The sequence below is a fragment of the Hymenobacter aerophilus DSM 13606 genome (assembly GCF_000382225.1).
GTDB lineage: Bacteria > Bacteroidota > Bacteroidia > Cytophagales > Hymenobacteraceae > Hymenobacter > Hymenobacter aerophilus.
This window is the reverse complement of record NZ_KB907813.1, coordinates 64344-82653: the sequence shown is the minus strand read 5'-3', so window position 1 is coordinate 82653 and position 18310 is coordinate 64344. Positions and strand designations below refer to the sequence as shown.

Genomic DNA, 18310 nt, shown 5'->3' with positions numbered 1-18310 from the left:
AGGCACCTTTCGTTTTCCTCAACTCATGCTCTCACCCATGCTGCTTCCCATCCGCTTCCGAACTTTGTGGCTGCTGCTAGGCTTCTGCACTCTGTGGCTTAGCAGCTGCGAAGACAACCCGGTCGAGCCCGTGCTATTTGGCAAGGTAACCGGTACCGTGCGCGACGCCCGCAACAACCAGCCGCTGGCCAATGTCTCCATTAGCACAACGCCCGCCACTTCTTCCGTGGTTACCGATGACAAGGGCAACTTTGAGCTAGGGGGGGTGCCCACAGGCCGCCTGACTATTGCGGCCACCAAGGCCGATTACCGCTCGGTAACGGTGGCGGTAACGGTGGAGAACGAAGCCTCTGTAAGCGTGGCTATTGTGCTGGAAAAGAATTTGGCTTCAACCACGCCTCCCGCACCGCCGGTTCGGCCCGCGCCGGCCGACCAAGCTACTGTGCCCGGCCCCGATGTGAAACTGGAGTGGCATCCGGGCGCCGGAACCAACCAGGGCGACTCGTTGCGCTATGATGTGGTGCTTTACCAGGGCACGAATGGGAGTGCCCGTAACCTGCTTACTAACAGCCGCGATACTACGGTGGTAGCCAAACAGCTGAGCTACAACACCACCTATTTCTGGCAGGTAACTGTGCGTAATCCTGGCGGCGCCACAGCCCTCTCGCCACTATGGAGCTTCCGAACCAATGCCCAGCCGGATAACCGCTACCTGTTCGCGCGCACCGAAAACGGCAACACCGATATCTACTCCAGCAACGAAACCGGTACCACCCTTACCCGCCTGACGATTTCGGCTTTTATCGAGGCCAACCCCCAACTCAGCCCCAACCGCGACCGGATTGCCTATACCTCCAATGCTACAGGCCAGTTCCAGATTTACACCATGAACCGCGACGGTTCCGACCCGCGCCAGATTACGTTGCAGCCGGTGGATGGGTATTTCAATCAGGGAGTCGGCTACCGCTGGTCGCCCGACGGGGGACAACTTGTGTATAGCAGTTATAACAAGCTCTACCGTATCAACCGCGACGGTACCGGCCTGACGCTACTGGCCACCGCGCCGCCCGACCGCCACTTCCGCGAGGTGGACTGGACGGGGCAGGGCAACCGTATTGTTGTCCAGACGGTGGGCGTCAGCATCTACGATTCGGAGTTCTACCTGCTCAACGCCGACGGCTCGAACTTTACCCTGCTTATCGGCAACCTCCCTGGTCGCCTCGATTCTCCCTCCTTCAGCGTAGACGGCCAGCGCATTGTTTACACCCGCGACGTAGATGCATTCAGCGACGGTGCCGGGCGCCAACTGAACGCACACATCTTCACGCAAAACCTCGATGGCAGCGGCCAGATAGATGTGTCGGCTGGCTCGGGCGGTACTGCCAATTCCACTAAGCCTGCTGGCTTCAATGATGTGTTGCCGCATTACTCGCCTGATGGTGCCAAGATTATATTCGTACAGGTGAATAACGTGGCGCAGTCGGTACCCGAGGTTTTTGTGGTTGATCTGAGCGGCCGCAATCGGGTGCGGCTGTTTGAGAATGCGACTATGCCCGACTGGAAATAGCACTCAGTGGGCAACTCAACTATAGCAAAGGCCGTCAGCAGCAATGCTGGCGGCCTTCATGGCGTTTTGTTCTGGGACACCAGCTTTGCCAATACCATTCACTACCTGTTTTCAATTAAGCATTATAAATGTATGTATTCAAATAGTTATATGCTTGTTAGGCTGGCTTATAGGGCTTATCTGGAGAATGCTGCCTAACTTTGGACCCTTGATAGGTGCTAAACTATCAGCCAAGCTGTGAGTAGCTTATTTCAGTGCTTATATAATGTATCATGATTAGTTGCTAAAATTCTGAAAATCATATGGTTGAGTTATTTAATGTTGAGTAACTGGCCTGTGCATATTTTATATGTGTTACCAGTATAAGTAGTTGGCGCACACATGCGTATTGCTCTTTTGAGACCAAGGCAATATAGATATTGTGGAAAACGTATGATAAGAACTTGCAAAAGTTATAATCTGCAATGACATCCATACGTACAACGCATTGCACCATAGGAAATAACAGTAACCTACTAGTGAAACTGGCACATTCGTTGTGGAATGAATGCCTCTCTTACTCATGAAGACAACTTTCCTTTCGTAAACAATCAGTTCATCATACTCATGAAAAAGAATTACTTACGCAATACCAAGCCCGGACCGGCCGGACGCTTGTGGGCCTTATTGGCCCTGCTTTGGTTTGTCCCATTACTGGGGCATGCACAGACGTTCACAGAATCTATGGGTACTATGGCCACCGAAGGGCAGTCAGTAGCATCGTATGACAATCTGCTGGGATTCGATAATGATAATGAAAAAGGATTAGGCTACGCCAGTAGCGGAGCCAATACCCCAGTGCTATCGCTCGGAGGTCCTAATGGAGGTTCGGGCGGAGCAAATATTTTGTTTTCTGACAATACTGGAGGAGGGAACTTCTTCATTCGGGATATAAGTACTGCGGGGTTTAGCTCGGCTACTTTTACCTTTCAACTCAATGCCCCGGCTGGTCAGATTACGACCACCAGCGCCACAGTCAATAACAGATTTCGTGTTGCATATAGTGTTGGGACAGTGAATCCTAATGCGTCAGCAAGCTACAGCAGTTATACCAATTTGCCTTATGCCTATAGTGCTGGTAGTGCAGGCGGGTGGGCAACGGCCACAGTAATACTGCCTGCTGACATACTGGGAAATCCGCTGGTTGCGTTTCGATTTACCCGCGTTAGTGCTGCTACAGGCGATTTTCGGATTGATGATGTTCAGTTGGGTGGTACAGCAGCTTCGGTTGTAACCGGGCTGCCTACCACCAGCCTCGATTTTGGAGATATGCAGGTCGGAGCCAACAGCGCTGTCCAGAACATTCTTGTTAGTGGCCAGCAGCTAATGGGCGGGACGCTTACCGTAACAGTTCCTGCTGGGTATCAAGTGCGTGCTGGTGGCTCGTATACACAAAGCCTTGCGCTGCCAGTGAACAATGGCGTAGTGCCTAGCACGAAAGTGCAGGTACGCTTTGCGCCCACTGTTGCCGGGCCCAATAATGGTTCTTTGGTGGTAGCAAGCGCTGGCGCTTCGTCTGTTACTATTGCTTTAACAGGCAATGGTACTGTTCCTACACTTGCTGTTATGCCCACTGCCATAAACTTTGGTACAACTTTCGTTGGCCAGGTAACGGCACCTACCAATTTCACTGTTTCGGGTACCGCGGTAACCAACAATGTAACGGTAACAGCTCCAGCAAATTTCAGTGTACGTCGTACCATCAGTGATGCATACGCGCAGTCGGTGATACTGACTGCTGCAGAAGTTAATGCAGGTTTTACCCTGCAGGCTCGTTTCAGTCCGGTTACAGCAGGTACCTACAACAGCAACATTCAGATTTCTACTCCGAATGCAGTAAATACTACAGTTGCGGTGCAGGGCCAAGCTAACCCTACCCCTGCGGGGCCCTTCATCGTGGTAAATCCAACTGCGCTTGATTTTGGTACCGTAACGAGTAGTGGATCTTCGCAGACCCTTTCATTCTCAGTTAACGCGGGCAACCTGACCGGTCCTCTTACGATTACCCGTTCCAACGACAAAATTAAGTTTCGCGAGGCTACGGCAGGTGGGGGACTTATAAATGGTCCGATTGTTATCTACCCTACCGGCGGCTCAGTATCTATTCGTACAATTGAGGTACAATTGGTTGGTTTGCAGACGCCATTGCCCCAAGGCATCTTTAGTGGCAATATTACTGTATCAAGCCCAGGCGCTACCAGTAGTGTAGTTACCATCACTGCAAACAACAGTACGGGTACTAACTCCACTATTAATGCCTCAGGTAACCTAACCACATTTTCTACAGTGCCTGGAGAGCCATCGGCGACACAGACATATACCTTATCGGGTACCAACCTGCTACAAGGCATCACCGTATCCGCGCCTACATATTTTCAGGTTTCCCTTGATCCCAGCTTCCCAGGCTTAATGGGTGCCACGGGTAACTCTTTTCTAGTACCTCGAAATTCGGGCAATGATGTGTTAGCCACTACTGTCTACGTGCGTTTCTTACCCGCTTCGGCTTTATCTACTACATCGAGCATAGGTAACTCCAGTAGCCCTGCCCTTGCACAAACGCTCCCAGTAGATGGCACCAGCGAGCCCGCAATTCAGGTTGATAATGCTTTTCAGGCAGTTACCAAAGTAGTAATTGACACGACGTCGGCAGGCCAGACTCTGAATATCACAGCCAAACGGGTAAAGAGTCCTATTACTATTAGCAAAGCGCTCACTCCTAACCCAAGCAACCCGGGTAACACCCCTCAGTTCGAATTATCGTTGGATGGCATCAGTTACGGTAACACCGTAACTCTGATCCCCGACCCAGTAACATTCACTGTCAATCAGCCTATCTACGCCCGTTATGCGCCCACTTATTTGGGTTCAGCAACGTCGACGCTCAGTTACCAAAGCACAGATTTTCCTATTGCTAGTGCGCAGGAGTTTGGTTTCAACAAATCATTGGCCGGCAGCTCTATCGATGTGGAGCCTACTAAACGTTCCACGCCCACGATTATCCGTAGCGGCGCAACTGCCACGGTGAATTTTAACTTGCCAGCCAATTATGCTGCATCGGGCTATGGCGAAGGCCGGGTGATTGTAGCTAGTGAGAATCCGACCCTGCCTGCTGCAAGCCAACCCCAAGATGGGAACTCTTACCTGACTGGTAATCAGAATTACGGACTGGGTCCTGAGGTCGACACAGGATACTTCATTGTTTACAAAGGAGATAACAACTTTGTACTAGTAGATGGTTTAACACCCTCTAAGACCTATTACTTCTATACTTTTGAGTATAATAACATTGACAATAATAGCCCAATGGTCTCAGCGGTGAACGGTGCCGAGAACTATCTCTCGCCCCCAGTACCCAACTTGATTCCAGGCATTGAGGCCCCAGGTAACCCACTACCCGTAACGCTAGTGTCCTTCACCGCTAAGCCTAGCGGTGCGCAAGTAGGCATCCGTTGGGAAACTGCTTCGGAAACCAACAACAAGCAGTTTGAGGTAGAGCGCAGCCGCGACAGTCGCACGTTTGAAACCATTCTCACCCGTGCTGGCAAGGGCACTACCAATGCCACCACGGTGTACAATGAGGTTGACCGCCGGCCGTTGAACGGTTTGTCGTACTACCGCCTCAAGCAGGTGGATCTGGATGGCAAAACCAGCTACAGCAGCATTATATCGGTAAGCTTCCTCAAAGCCGGCGAGGTGAAGATGTATCCTAACCCTGTTACCGATCAGCTGACCATCACGATGGATGGCGGTACGGAAGGGGTGACTGCCACTATCACCGACTTGGCGGGCCGCACTGTACAGACCCAGCAGCTGCGCGCTGATGGCAAGCTCAGCACTACTAATCTGAAAGTAGGAACCTACTTAGTGACGGTTGGCAATGGTAAGGCCGTCGCTACCCGCCGTATAGTGAAGCAGTAAAGTAACTGTATTGCAGTAAGACTGCTAATTGAAAAGAGCGTCTCCAACTTGGAGACGCTCTTTTTTGCGTTGGAGCAGTAAGTAATGGTTGAATTATATGATAATTAAAATAAAAATTGTTATTATTGGTATAGGTGTGGCACGCGGCTCATCTTATAGACTTCATGCTTATGGAAGCGGTCCATAATTCTCTGCTTGATCAGCGCAAGCCCTGCTGGTGGCTTATGGGTATGGTCTTACTTGTATTAGCCTTGCTTCGACCTACAGTAGGGTGGGGACAAACAACTCTCGTTAACTACGACTTCAATCAGCTGGTGCCGGGTAGCAGCGTACCATCCGCTTCCATAGTTGGAACGACAGCTACCTCAGGGATTACAGCGGCTTTTGATGCATCGCAGGCCACCATAGCGGTATCTGCAGGAACGGCCTCCAGTCCGACCGCCTTTACCGCTAATAGCACAGGCCCTGCGGTTGAGTTGACTATTTCCAGTGGCAATAACCGCTATTTGCAACTGGCTTTGTCAGGAAGCGCCCTGAATAATTACTCAAACTACCGACTCTATTTTCAACCCCGGAGAACAACTGATGGTGCTAAGAACATCACGGTTATGTTCAGCACGGACGGCAACACTTTCACTGCGCTTCCAACTACGGTTTCGGTAGCGACTACTTTCCAGGGGCAAATCGTTGACCTGAGTGCTATTGCCGCTCTTAATTCTCAGGCAAGGGTTTACTTTCGACTCTACGCCAGTGGGGCCAGCGGTAACGGTGCGTTGCAACTAGATAACTTGCAAGTACAGGGAACCCCAACGGTAGCCGTAACACCATTTGCCGGCATGATTGAGACATTCGAGTATGGTTCTAAAGCGGGTTATGCCCTCGATACTGTGACACTCATTACCGGCGAGTGGATCTTGGCAGATGCGCTTATTGCCAATATAGGAGCCGATGACTTTGGCACTGGCAAAAGTACTACCCGTGTGCTGGGCAATGGCTTCTTAGCAATGAACTTCGATAAGCCTAATGGGGCTGGTACCATTACGCTGAAAGCGGCGGCAAATCGTAGCAGTAGCTCCGGCGGCAATTTTGCTTCGTTTATAGTAGAGGTATTCGACAACGGAAATACAACCGGCACCCCGGCTTATACCAGCAGCCCGGTTACGGTAACCAGCAGCCTGCAGACGTATACTTTCGCCGCCAATGTAGGCGGTAACATCCGCGTGAAAATTACCAGTCAGAATGTGCCTACTAACGTCCGGTTCAACGTGGATGATATTGCTATTTCTTCCATTACCAACCAGCCGCCCAACCAATATACTTGGACAGGCCAGGGCGGGAATAGTAATTGGAGTAATCCCAATAACTGGTCACCGGCCCGTACTATGCCTGTACCCACTGACATAATTGTCTTCGATGGAAACATAGCCAGTCCGGCAATTGTGGCACTCGACTTTACTGCTTCGTCGCTGACTATTGGGCAATTGCAGTTGCGGAATCTGGTTAGTGTCGTTTTGCTAAACTCTAGTTCTCCCCGTACTCTCAATTTAGAAGGTGGGTTGGATGGTGACGACTTCACCGTTGGCGCTGGCTCAGTGCTGACATTGCGTGGATCGGGCGGAGCGCCTATTGTCGTCAACGTAACTGCCGGCGAAACGGCTCTCATCAATGGGCGGGTGGCTTCGGAAACTGCTGGTGGTAATGTTGCCAACGAGTTGACGGGACAGACTACTGGAGCCATTGTGTTCGGGAACGGTGCGCTGTTTGAAGCTGAAGCAGGAGTTACTGGTAGTCCTTTCGGTGACAAAGCGGCCAACAGGCAGTCGGTGTTATTTAAAGCCGGGGCTACGTTTCGGCAGGAGGGTGGAGGCAACGCTTTCGGACTTTCTCAGCCCGATGCAGTTGCTGTATTTGAGGCTGGTAGTACGTATCAATTCGCTGTATCCGGGTCAAATAAACCTTCCTTAAGCGGCCGCACCTTTGGTACGCTGGAGTTTGCAAATACAAATTCCGGTTTGGCGAATCTAACCGACTCTGCTCCACTCGTTATTTTAAATGACCTGAAGATTGGTGCCAACGTGAAGGTGGGCCTGAACCTGACCGGCGGCATTGGTATCGGCGGTAACATTGTGGTGGAGGCTGGGGGAAGTTTGATCTTTGCCCCCGTGTCAGCTAGCACCCTTACACTTAACGGTCTTCAGGAGCAACGTATTAATGCTCCCAGCCCGGTAGTTTTCGGAGCGCCGGTTACGCTTAGACTCAACAACGCTGCCGGAGTCCGGTTACAGACCCCGATCCGGGTTAATGGAACGCTCGACCTGCAGAATGGGGTGCTTACTTCTACGGCCACAAACCTGCCTACGCTTGCTGCAACAGCCAGTATAAGCGGCGGCAGTGCCAACAGTTATGTGAGCGGTCCGGTAGCCCGGGAGTTGCCCATCGGCACTAACACAATGCAATTCTTTCCAGTGGGCAAAAACGGCAACTACCGGCCTATTACGTTGAAGCCAAACCAACTCGATCGTGGAACCTTGGTAATGGTAGAGCAGCAGGAGGGTCGGCCGGCACCCTTGGCTTTCAACGACGCAATTCAGCGCGTATCCCAAATCCGCCGCTTCGACATCATTTCTTCGCCTGCTCTGACAGCTGCGCAGTTCATAGGTACGGTTACGCTCAGTTTCGCCCCCGACGACCAGGTAACTGACCCGATGGCATCTTCACTGGTAATAGCACGCACTGACGGCACCGGCTGGAATAGCCTGGGGCGCTCAGTCAGCACGGGCACGGCCAGCGCCCCAGTTGGCACGTTCGTACCAGGCACACTCACCTCGGCCTCGTTTGCAGGGCTAGGAGATTTTCAAACATATACCCTTGCCAGCACCGAACCTGATAACACTGTCAACCCGCTACCCGTGCAGTTGCTCAGCTTCGGGGCCGAGCGGCAGGCGGCGGGCGTGCAGGTTCGCTGGACCACAGCCACCGAACTCAACAGCGCCAGCTTCGAGGTGCAGCGTTCGGCAACGGGGCAAGAGTTTCGCACGATTGCTACGGTGGCAGCGCAGGGAAACAGCAGTAGTACGCATACCTACGCAGCCCTCGACCGGCAGCCGCTGCCCGGCCTCAGCTATTACCGCCTACGTCAGCTCGACCTCGATGGCAAAGCGGCCTACTCGGCCGTTGTCAGTGTGGCAGGCGCCGGGCAGCTGCGCGCTTACCCCAACCCCGCTACTACGGCCCTGACAATTGAGGCCCCGACGGGCGGCGGCCACTATCGCGTCATCAGCTTGGTAGGCAAAGCTGTACTAGCCGGGGAAATGCCCACTGGCACGGTCGTGCTCAACGTGGCCGCTCTGTCGGCCGGTCTGTACCAGCTCGAAGTAACAACGCCCGCTGGCAGGAGCACCAGCAAATTCTTCAAACAGTAGACCTAGCCGGGGGGGCTTACCGAAACGCCACCCAGTTGCCAGCCCGATAGCAACAGCAAGGCCTCTCCCAAGCGGGAGAGGCCTTTGCGTTGAAGAACCATAGAGTGAGTGAGCCTACACCGAAAAACTCTCGCCGCAACCGCAGGTGCGGGAGGCGTTGGGGTTATCGAAGTAGAAACCTTTGCCGTTGAGGCCGTCGGAGAAGTCGAGTTCGGTGCCGGCAAGGTAGAGGAAGCTTTTCATGTCCACTACCACCTTCACGCCTTTGTCCTCGAACTCCTGGTCCATGGGCTTCACTTCGTTATCGAAATCGAGCTTGTAGCTCAGGCCGGAGCAGCCGCCACCGGCCACCGAGGCCCGCAGGCGGTAGGTTTCGTCCAGCTCCGCATCATGCATGAGCTTCTCTACTTTCTCCTTTGCTTTATCCGAAACGGTAATCATGGCAGTAAGGCTTTTAAGCTGATAATCTGGAAAGGCTAGCAGCTAGTAGCTGATGGCTATCAGCTTATAACGGCTAGTGGTGCGACTTGGCCATTTCCAGCTCGGGCATCCCGTTTTTCACGCGGTAGTCGTTGATAGCCGACTTGATGGCGTCTTCGGCCAGCACCGAGCAGTGGATTTTAACGGGCGGCAGAGCCAACTCCTCCACAATCTCCATGTTGTCGATGGCCAAGGCCTCGTCCACGGTTTTGCCTTTCAACCACTCAGTAGCCAGCGACGACGAGGCAATGGCCGAGCCGCAGCCGAAGGTTTTAAATTTGGCGTCGGTGATGGTGTTGGTGGTTTCGTCTACCTCGATCTGCAGGCGCATTACGTCGCCGCACTCGGGGGCGCCTACCAGGCCCGTGCCCACGCTTTTCTTGCTTTTGTCCAGCGTGCCCACGTTGCGGGGGTTGCTGTAATGGTCGATTACTTTATCGGAGTAAGCCATGGCTTTGTCAATTAAGAATTTTGAATTTTAGATTATGAATTAAGCTCTGAATCGTGCAAATGGCTCAAACGGCCAATTCAACATTCAAAATTCTTAATCCATAATTAACACTAGTGTTCTGCCCACTCAATTTTGTCGAGGTCGATGCCTTCCTTGAACATCTCCCACAGGGGCGACATTTCGCGGAGCTTCGTTACAGCCTCTTTTACGTGGTTGATGGCGTAATCGATTTGCTCATCGGTTGTGAAGCGGCTCAGACCGAAGCGTAGCGAGCTGTGAGCCAGATCGTCGCTCAGGCCCAAGGCCTTGAGCACGTACGAGGGCTCCAGCGAAGCTGAGGTACAGGCCGAGCCCGACGATACCGCCAGATCCTTCACGCCCATCATCAGGCCTTCGCCTTCCACGTACTTGAAGGAGATGTTAGCCACGTGTGGCAGGCGATGCTCTACCGAGCCATTCACGTAGCTTTCCTCCAGCGTCAGCAGCTCCTTTTCGAGCCGGTCGCGCATGGTGCTCAGGCGCTCGGCATCGGCCGTCATTTCCTGCTTGGCCAGCTCGCAGGCTTTGCCCAGGCCCACAATGCCGGGTACGTTCAGTGTGCCCGAACGCATGCCGCGCTCATGGCCACCACCGTCCATCTGGGCCGTAACCTTTACCCGGGGGTTTTTGCGGCGCACGTACATGGCACCCACGCCCTTGGGGCCGTACATTTTGTGGGCCGTGAAAGCCATCAGGTCGATGCCATCGGCCTGCACATCTACCGGAATCTTGCCTACGGCCTGGGTGCCATCGGTCATGAACAGGGCGCCGTGCTTGTGGGCAATGGCGGCAATTTCGCGGATGGGCTGGATGGTGCCTGTCTCGTTGTTGCCGTACATGATGGTCACCAGAATCGTCTGGGGCGTCATGGCCGCCTCCAATTCCTCCAAGCTGATGAGGCCTTCCGAATTCACCGGCAGGTAAGTCACCTTGCCGCCGATTTTCTCGATGTGCTTGCAGGTATCCAGCACCGCCTTGTGCTCGGTGGTGGTGGTGATGATGTGGTTGCCCTTCTGCGAGTACATCTCGAAGATGCCCTTGATGGCCAGGTTATCCGACTCGGTAGCGCCCGAGGTGAAGATAATCTCCTTGGGGTCGCAGTTGATGAGGCCGGCAATCTGGTCGCGGGCGTAGTCAACGGCTTCCTCGGCGGCCCAGCCGAAGGGGTGGTTGCGCGAAGCCGCGTTGCCGAATACCTCGGTCAGGTACGGCATCATGGCCTCCAGAACCCGCGGGTCGAGGGGCGTGGTGGCGTTGTTGTCGAGGTAAATAGGTAATTTGAGCATAGCCCGGAGTTCTGGTTTGTCAGCGGAGAATCATTCGTGGGTAGAACACAAAACCCGGCAAACAGGTTTAGTTTCGCCCTACATTCGTAGCTGCAAAAGTAGAACAAATCCAAAGAAGCCGCGCTATCCGGCCGCGGCTGCCTGCCATTCCCTCCGCATGTTTACCAACCTTGAGCACCTCGGCCTGGCCGTCAACGACCTCGAAGCGGCTACGGCCCTCTATACCACCCTGCTGGGCCAGCCCCCCTACAAGCGCGAACACGTGGCTTCCGAGGCGGTCGACACAGTTTTCTTCCAGGTTGGTGGCTCCAAAATCGAGCTGCTAGCCGGCACCTCGCCCGACAGCGCCATCACGAAGTTCCTGGCCAAAAAGCCCGAAGGCATTCACCACGTAGCCTTCGAGGTAGCCGACATCCGGGCCGAAATGGTGCGGCTGCGGGCTGAGGGCTTCACGCTGCTCAACGAGGAGCCCAAGCGCGGGGCCGATAACAAGCTGGTCTGCTTCGTACACCCTAAATCGGCCGCCGGCGTGCTGGTCGAGTTGTGCCAGTCGGTAGAGTAAGGAGCTAAAACCCGTCTGTCATCCTTCATCTGACGTACGCGCAGCGAAGGACCTATATAGAAGGTAGCTTTTGATATTGGCTTCTGTATAGGTCCTTCGCTCCGCTCAGGATGACAGTATCTTCACTCAATTCCCATCAACTGCCACACCATGACGCCTAAATTCCTGCGTTCCGAAGCCGATGCGGCCGTGGACGCGCTGCTGCTGCAACAGGTAATTCTGTACCCGACCGACACGGTGTGGGGCCTGGGCTGCGACGCCGAGCTGCCCCGGGCCGTGGAACAGGTGTACAAACTCAAAAACCGGCCCGCCGAAAAGGCCTGCATTGTGCTGGTGGCCGACGAGGCCATGTTTGCCCGCTATGCTGCCGTGGTGCCCGCCAACCTGCCCGAGCTGCTGGCCGCGCAAACCCGGCCCACCACCTATATAGTACCCGGCAGCCGCCACCTGGCGCCCAACCTGCTGGCTCCCGACGGTACCATCGGCCTGCGCGTGGCGCTCGATGATGAGTTCTGCCGGCTGGTGTTGCGGCGGTTGGGCCACGGGCTGGTGTCCACTTCGGCCAACGTGAGTGGGCAGCCTACGCCGGCGCTGTTCAGCGAAATAGCGCCCGAGCTGGTTCGGAAGGTGGATTACGTGGTGAACTGGCGGCAGGACGACGCCACCCGCGCCGCGCCGTCGCGGGTGGTGCGGGTGCGGCCCGACGGCACGCTGGAAACGGTGCGGGAGTAGCCGGCCCGAAAAAAAAACAAGCTCGACAGCGGGTTACGTTTGGCTGGTATGCGGTATGAAGCCCAAATCGTTTCATCACCACTTTACCTTCTGACTATGAAATTCTCGTTCAAATCCCTGCTCGTTCTGGCCGCTTTCGCTCCTTTCGCCCTGGCTTCGTGCTCGGAGAAAACCCAGGACAACGCCGAGGCTACCGCTGATAGCGCTGCCAACGACGCCGCCAACAACGTTGATGCCGCCGGCAACGCCATCGAAAATACCGCCGACCAGGCTGCCGCCGATATGGCTCCGGAGAACGGCGACACGGCCGTAGTAAAGAACGTACCCGCCGACAAGCTGGTGGAGGAAGTTCCAGCTCAGTAATTACTGATTGGCCGGCAACGGCCCTAAAAAGCGCCTCCGGGATTTCCTGGAGGCGCTTTTTTTGTGCGCCGCCCGCCTTCGCCGCGGCCGGCAAACCGTTTTCCGAATCCGGACCTACTACGGGCCTTGCTACCTTTGCGCCATGCACACGCCGCAACTCCCCGACCTGCCCCTGTTCCAGACCATTGCCGCCGCCGCCGCCGAACTGGGCGCGCCGGCCTACGTAATCGGCGGCTACGTGCGCGACCTGGCCCTGGGCCGCCCCAGCAAGGACGTGGACGTGGTGTGCGTGGGCGACGGCATTGCGCTGGCTCAGGAAGTGGGCCGCCGCCTGCCCGGCCGCCCGCGCGTAACGGTGTTCAAAAACTTCGGCACGGCCATGCTGCCCACGCCCGACATTGAGGTGGAGTTTGTGGGCGCCCGCCGCGAAAGCTACCGCGCCGAGAGCCGCAAGCCCGAAGTGGAAGCCGGCACGCTCGAAGAAGACCTGGCCCGCCGCGACTTCACCATCAATGCGCTGGGTCTGAGCTTGAACGAGGCCGACTTCGGGGCGCTGGTGGACCGTTACGACGGCATGGGCGATTTGGCCCGCCGGCTCATCCGCACGCCCCTCGACCCCGACATCACCTTTTCCGACGACCCGCTGCGGATGCTGCGCGCCATCCGGTTCGCGGCCCAGCTCGATTTCGATATTGAGCCTGACACGTTTGACGCGCTGGCCCGCAACAAGGAGCGGATCAAGATTGTGTCGCAGGAGCGGGTTACCACCGAAATCAACAAGATGCTGCTGGTGCCCAAGCCCAGCTACGGCTTCAAGCTGCTGTTCAGCAGCGGGCTGCTGGCGCTCATCTTTCCCAAAATGGCCGGGCTGCAGGGCGTAGAGAAAGTAGGCCAGCACGCGCACAAAGACAACTTCTACCACACGCTGCAGGTGCTCGACAACGTGGCGGCGGCCGGCGGCGACCTGTGGCTGCGCTGGGCCGCCGTGCTGCACGACATTGCCAAGCCCGCTACCAAGCGCTACGACAAGCGCGTGGGCTGGACGTTTCATGGCCACGAAGACAAGGGTGCGCGCTGGGTGCCGGGCATTTTCACCGATTTCAAGCTGCCGCTGGGCGAGGAGATGCGCCAGGTGCAGAAGCTCGTGCGCCTGCACCTGCGGCCCATTGCGCTGGTGAAGGAAGTGGTAACCGACTCGGCCGTGCGCCGCCTGCTGTTCGAGGCCGGCGACGATATCGACCGGCTGATGCTGCTGTGCCGGGCCGACATCACGAGCAAAGACCACAATCGCGTGGCCCGCTACCTGCGCAACTTCGATGTGGTAGAGCAGAAGCTGAAAGAAGTGGAGGAAAAAGACAGCCTGCGCAACTTCAAACCCGTCATCACTGGCGAAATTATCATGGAAACCTTCGGCCTGAAACCCAGCCGCGCCGTGGGCGAGCTGAAGGAAGCCCTGCTCGAAGCCATCCTGGAAGGCCGGGTGCGCAATGAGCACGACGAGGCTTTTGCGCTGCTGCTGGAGTTGGGCGCCGCGCAAGGGCTGACGCCGGTAGGGAAGTAGGTAGCAGGAGTTTCAGAAAAATGCCACCGGGGCCGCGCAACAGTTAGTGCGCAGCCCCGGTGGCGTTTTTAGCTATTGACAATAATTGCCCCTGATTATCAGTTTATTGAAAATATTTCATCAAAAAGGCGGGTGCGTTAACGAGCGTGGCTGAAAAATTGTTCCTTTTCGCCTGATTCTCATACAACCTTTTTCGGCGCTCGGAACTCGTTGGCCTGGCAATTTGGCTGCGCCGACCGAGCGCCGCTGACCGATACGATTCCTTAAATTCCTCTGCTATATCCCAACTTCTATGCATTCTGTAATTCGCCCGTGGCTGCTGGCCGGCGCGGTGCTGGCGGCCACCGGGGCCGCCCGGGCCCAGTCGGGCAAAATCACCCTCAGCGGCTACGTGCGCGACGCGGCCACCGGCGAAAACCTGATTGGCGTGGCCGTGGTGAACCCCGCCACCGGCGATGGCACCGCCACCAACACCTACGGCTTCTACTCGCTTACGCTGCCCGCTCCGGCCGCCCCCACCGACTCGGTGCGGCTGCTGGCCAGCTACCTGGGCTACGGGCAGAGCCGCTGGGCCACGGCGGCCACGGGCGCCAGTGCCAGCCACAACTTTCGGCTCCGGGCCATCAGCAACGAGTTGGGTGGGGTGGAGGTGGTGGGCAACCGGGGCGGCGAGGAGCGCATTGAGCGCAGCACCCGCATGAGCACCATCAACGTGCCCATTGCCCAAATCAAGAGCCTCCCCAAGCTGTTCGGCGAAACCGACGTGCTGAAGGTGCTCCAACTGCTGCCCGGCGTGCAGAGCGGCGGCGAGGGCCAGACCGGCCTGTACGTGCGCGGCGGCTCGCCCGACCAGAACCTGATTCTGCTCGACGGCACGCCCGTGTACAACGCCTCGCACCTGTTCGGCTTTTTCTCGGTGTTCAATGCCGACGCGCTCAACAACGTGGAGCTGATCAAGGGCGGCTTCCCGGCCCGCTACGGTGGTCGGCTTTCGTCGGTGCTCGATATTTCGATGAAGGAGGGCAACATGCAGAAATTCCACGGCGAGGGCGCCGTGGGCATCGTGGCCGCCAAGCTCACGCTCGAAGGCCCGATTAAGAAAGACACTGCCTCGTTCCTGATTTCGGCCCGCCGCACCTACCTCGACATCCTGGCCCAGCCGTTTATCAAGTCACAGTTATCGGCTGAAGGCGGCAAGGGCTCGATTGGCTACTTCTTCCACGACCTCAACGCCAAGCTCAACTGGAAGCTCAGCGGCCGCGACCGGCTGTATCTGAGTGGCTACACCGGCTACGACAAGTTCTACGCCCGCCTGCGCGACAAGGACAAAGCGGCCGGCGACTACAGCCGCGAGGAGGCCAGCCTGGGCTGGGGCAACCTGACCACCGGCCTGCGCTGGAACCGCGTGGTGAACGACAAGCTGTTCATGAACACCCACGTCAGCTACAGCAAGTACCAGTTCGAGATAGGCCAGGAAAACGAGCAGCGCTACGGCGGCAACGGGCAGCCGCGCACCGATAAATACTCATTGCGCTACTTCTCCAACATCCGCGACCTGAGCCTGAAAACCGATTTCGACTATGCGCCCTCGCCCGACCATTACATCCGCTTCGGCGGGCAGTACATCCTGCACTCGTTCCGGCCCGGCGCCCTGCAGCAGAAAGACCAGTCGATAGACGGCAACAGCCAGCAGAAGCTCGGCACCCAGACGCTGGCCAGCGAAATAGGCCTCTACGCCGAAGACGACTACCGCCTGAGCGAGCGGCTGAAAGTGAACGGCGGCCTGCGCCTGAACGGGTTTGCGGTGCGCGGCACGTTCTACCCCAGCATCGAGCCCCGGCTGTCCGCCCGCTTACTGCTGACCGAGCAGTGGGCCCTGAAGGCCTCCTACGCCCGCACGGCGCAGTTTGTGCACCTGCTCGTGAACAGCGGCATCGGCCTGCCCACCGATTTGTGGGTGCCCTCCACGCCCGTCATCAAGCCCCAGCAGGCCCAGCAGTTCAGCCTGGGCGCGGCCCGCACCCTGCGCTTCAAAGACGAGGACTACGAGCTGAGCTTCGAGAGCTACTACAAGCCCATGCGCAACCTGATTGAGTACCGCGAGGGCGCCAGCTTTCTGGGCACCGTGGACAGCCAGTGGGAAGACAAGGTGACCAGCGGCAAGGGCTGGGCTTACGGCGGCGAGCTGTTTCTGCAGAAGAAAACCGGCCGCACCACCGGCTGGCTGGGCTACTCGCTGGCCTGGAGCCAGCGCCGCTTCCCCGACCTCAACCAGGGCCGCATTTTCCCTTACAAGTACGACCGGCGCCACGACGTGTCGCTGGTGGTGTCGCACCATTTCAGCCCCACCTTCACGCTCTCGGGCACCTGGGTGTACGGCACCGGCAACGCCACCACGCTCTCGCAGGGCCGGTTTCTGCTCGGCCCCAACCAGGACTACGAGGACTATGGCGAGCGGAATTCGTTCCGGATGAAAGCCTACCACCGCTTCGACCTGGACCTGAGCAAAACCAAGAAGAAGAAGTGGGGCGAAGTCGTCAACAGCTTCAGCATCTACAACGTGTACAGCCGCCGCAACCCCTACTACCTCTACTACCAGCGCGGCTACACCGATTCGGACGGCGTGGTCAGGGAAAAGCCCACTTACCGCCAGATTTCCCTGTTCCCGATTATCCCCTCGTTCAGCAAAGCGTTTAAATTTTAACCACTGATTTACGCTGATTAACCGTGATTTCGCTGATTTCTGGCTGGCTGACTGACGCTGGTATTCTGTGATTTCGCTGCTTTCCGGGCTGTGAGCGGGGCTGTTTTTCTATTGAATTTGACTTTTGAGTTATGGATACGTTGCGTTTGATTTGTGGAGTAAGTGTAGGGCTGGGCCTGCTGGCGCTGGGCGGCTGCGAGACGGTGGTGGACGTGGACACTCCCCCGCACACGCCCCGGCTGGCGCTGAGCTACACGCTCAGCAACACGCCTGCCGACCCGGCTTCCGTCGAGCGCCAGGGGCTGGCGGAGCTGCGGGCCCTGTTTGTGAGCAGCAGCCAGGGCGTGCTGGAAACCAAAGACCCCACCGGCCGCGGCGACGCCACGGTGCAGCTCTTCGATGAAAGCGGCCGGCTGGTGGAGCAGTTTCGCTCGAAGGCCCAGCGCGGCTACGAGTACGGTCCCACGCCCCGCGATAGTGTTTATGGCAACTACGTGGCCACCAAGGGCTTCGTGGGTGTGCCCGGCCAGCGCTACACGTTGCGGGCCTCAGCCCCCGGCGTGGCCCCGCTCGAAGCCAGCCTTGCACTGCCCACCGTGCCCACCATCGAGTCGGCCGCCTACGTGGCCAAGCCCCGCGACCCCAATATCCCCGCCAACAACTACTTCAATCTCAGCGGCCGCCTCACGATTGCCGTGGCCGACAACCCCGCCACCACCGACTACTACCTGGCCTACGCCCGGGTGCTCGACAAGCAGGGCAACTACTGGGGCAGCGTCGTGCGCGACTACAACTCGGGGGGCAACACCATCGACGGGCCCGACATCAACCTGAGCCGTTTCCAGCTCTCCGAACCCAGCAGCTACTACAACCAGTACCCCTTCGCCGATGCCGGCAGCAACGGGCAGCGCCTAAGCTTCAGTACCGATGTGCGCCTGTACTCCGGGGGCGGCTACGACCCCAACGGGGGCGGCAACCCCGAGCCGGGCTACATCGAAGTCACCGTCAGCAGCATTACGCCCGACACGTACCGGTTCTACCAGTCGGCGCTGCGCTATTTTGACACCGACGGCAACCCCTTCGCCGAGCCGGCCCCGCTGCACTCCAACCTGTCGGGCGGCTACGGCCTGTTCGGCGGCGCCACCGATGCCACGTACCGCGTTAAGCTGTTCTAGCCGTCATTTCT

Annotated in this window: 12 protein-coding genes; 9 read left to right on the top strand and 3 right to left on the bottom strand. The window is 57.0% G+C overall.

Translation table 11 applies throughout. The features are described from left to right. The first annotated feature begins 37 nt into the window (after positions 1-37). From H145_RS22820 to H145_RS22815, 3 genes are all read left to right on the top strand, one after another. The gene (locus tag H145_RS22820; RefSeq protein WP_019948356.1) at positions 38-1567 is read left to right on the top strand and encodes a carboxypeptidase-like regulatory domain-containing protein; all 1530 of its coding nucleotides are present in this window, start codon (positions 38-40) and stop codon (positions 1565-1567) included. 606 nt (positions 1568-2173) lie between these two features. Continuing rightward, positions 2174-5524, top strand: a complete 3351-nt coding sequence (locus tag H145_RS23740; protein WP_169513187.1) for a T9SS type A sorting domain-containing protein — start codon at positions 2174-2176, stop codon at positions 5522-5524. 170 nt (positions 5525-5694) lie between these two features. Then, positions 5695-8946, top strand: coding sequence for a T9SS type A sorting domain-containing protein (locus H145_RS22815; protein WP_169513186.1), 3252 nt, complete (start codon positions 5695-5697; stop codon positions 8944-8946). A gap of 114 nt (positions 8947-9060) precedes the next feature. Here the strand turns inward: H145_RS22815 and H145_RS0111770 are convergent, their stop codons facing one another. The 3 genes from H145_RS0111770 to H145_RS0111760 all read right to left on the bottom strand — a co-directional run bounded on the left by H145_RS0111770 (position 9061) and on the right by H145_RS0111760 (position 11202). Beyond that, complete coding sequence (locus tag H145_RS0111770) at positions 9061-9387, bottom strand: HesB/IscA family protein (protein ID WP_019948353.1); 327 nt, start codon at positions 9385-9387, stop codon at positions 9061-9063. Between the two features lie 73 nt (positions 9388-9460). Then, positions 9461-9877 carry a Fe-S cluster assembly scaffold IscU gene (gene iscU, locus H145_RS0111765; protein WP_019948352.1) on the bottom strand — a complete coding sequence of 139 codons (417 nt, stop codon included), beginning with the start codon at positions 9875-9877 and terminating at the stop codon, positions 9461-9463. Positions 9878-9987: 110 nt separating this feature from the next. Continuing rightward, positions 9988-11202 carry an IscS subfamily cysteine desulfurase gene (locus H145_RS0111760; RefSeq protein WP_019948351.1) on the bottom strand — a complete coding sequence of 405 codons (1215 nt, stop codon included), beginning with the start codon at positions 11200-11202 and terminating at the stop codon, positions 9988-9990. Positions 11203-11359: 157 nt separating this feature from the next. Here H145_RS0111760 and mce point away from each other — a divergent pair, with 157 nt between their 5' ends. The 6 genes from mce to H145_RS0111730 all read left to right on the top strand — a co-directional run bounded on the left by mce (position 11360) and on the right by H145_RS0111730 (position 18299). Next, positions 11360-11764 carry a methylmalonyl-CoA epimerase gene (gene mce / locus H145_RS0111755; RefSeq protein ID WP_019948350.1) on the top strand — a complete coding sequence of 135 codons (405 nt, stop codon included), beginning with the start codon at positions 11360-11362 and terminating at the stop codon, positions 11762-11764. Between the two features lie 150 nt (positions 11765-11914). Next, positions 11915-12496, top strand: a complete 582-nt coding sequence (locus tag H145_RS0111750) for an L-threonylcarbamoyladenylate synthase (protein ID WP_019948349.1) — start codon at positions 11915-11917, stop codon at positions 12494-12496. A 96-nt stretch (positions 12497-12592) separates the two neighbouring features. Continuing rightward, a complete protein-coding gene (locus tag H145_RS21045; RefSeq protein WP_019948348.1) occupies positions 12593-12859 on the top strand; it encodes a hypothetical protein in 267 nt (88 codons plus the stop codon). A gap of 142 nt (positions 12860-13001) precedes the next feature. After that, complete coding sequence (locus H145_RS0111740) at positions 13002-14420, top strand: CCA tRNA nucleotidyltransferase (RefSeq protein WP_026351456.1); 1419 nt, start codon at positions 13002-13004, stop codon at positions 14418-14420. A gap of 292 nt (positions 14421-14712) precedes the next feature. Beyond that, entirely contained in the window at positions 14713-17124 is a 2412-nt protein-coding gene (locus H145_RS0111735; RefSeq protein WP_019948346.1) for a TonB-dependent receptor, read from the top strand. A 131-nt stretch (positions 17125-17255) separates the two neighbouring features. Continuing rightward, a complete protein-coding gene (locus H145_RS0111730) occupies positions 17256-18299 on the top strand; it encodes a DUF4249 family protein (protein ID WP_019948345.1) in 1044 nt (347 codons plus the stop codon). Positions 18300-18310: the final 11 nt, after the last annotated feature.

What these genes read in the sequence shown, in the direction of transcription:
- mce (WP_019948350.1), top strand. Translation starts at nt 11,360, where the DNA reads ATGTTTACCAACCTTGAGCACCTCGGCCTGGCCGTCAACGACCTCGAA.
- H145_RS0111735 (WP_019948346.1), top strand. Translation starts at nt 14,713, where the DNA reads ATGCATTCTGTAATTCGCCCGTGGCTGCTGGCCGGCGCGGTGCTGGCG.
- H145_RS21045 (WP_019948348.1), top strand. Translation starts at nt 12,593, where the DNA reads ATGAAATTCTCGTTCAAATCCCTGCTCGTTCTGGCCGCTTTCGCTCCT.
- H145_RS0111760 (WP_019948351.1), bottom strand. Translation starts at nt 11,202, where the DNA reads ATGCTCAAATTACCTATTTACCTCGACAACAACGCCACCACGCCCCTC.
- H145_RS0111750 (WP_019948349.1), top strand. Translation starts at nt 11,915, where the DNA reads ATGACGCCTAAATTCCTGCGTTCCGAAGCCGATGCGGCCGTGGACGCG.
- H145_RS23740 (WP_169513187.1), top strand. Translation starts at nt 2,174, where the DNA reads ATGAAAAAGAATTACTTACGCAATACCAAGCCCGGACCGGCCGGACGC.
- H145_RS0111740 (WP_026351456.1), top strand. Translation starts at nt 13,002, where the DNA reads ATGCACACGCCGCAACTCCCCGACCTGCCCCTGTTCCAGACCATTGCC.
- H145_RS0111730 (WP_019948345.1), top strand. Translation starts at nt 17,256, where the DNA reads ATGGATACGTTGCGTTTGATTTGTGGAGTAAGTGTAGGGCTGGGCCTG.
- H145_RS22815 (WP_169513186.1), top strand. Translation starts at nt 5,695, where the DNA reads ATGGAAGCGGTCCATAATTCTCTGCTTGATCAGCGCAAGCCCTGCTGG.
- H145_RS0111770 (WP_019948353.1), bottom strand. Translation starts at nt 9,387, where the DNA reads ATGATTACCGTTTCGGATAAAGCAAAGGAGAAAGTAGAGAAGCTCATG.
- H145_RS22820 (WP_019948356.1), top strand. Translation starts at nt 38, where the DNA reads ATGCTGCTTCCCATCCGCTTCCGAACTTTGTGGCTGCTGCTAGGCTTC.
- iscU (WP_019948352.1), bottom strand. Translation starts at nt 9,877, where the DNA reads ATGGCTTACTCCGATAAAGTAATCGACCATTACAGCAACCCCCGCAAC.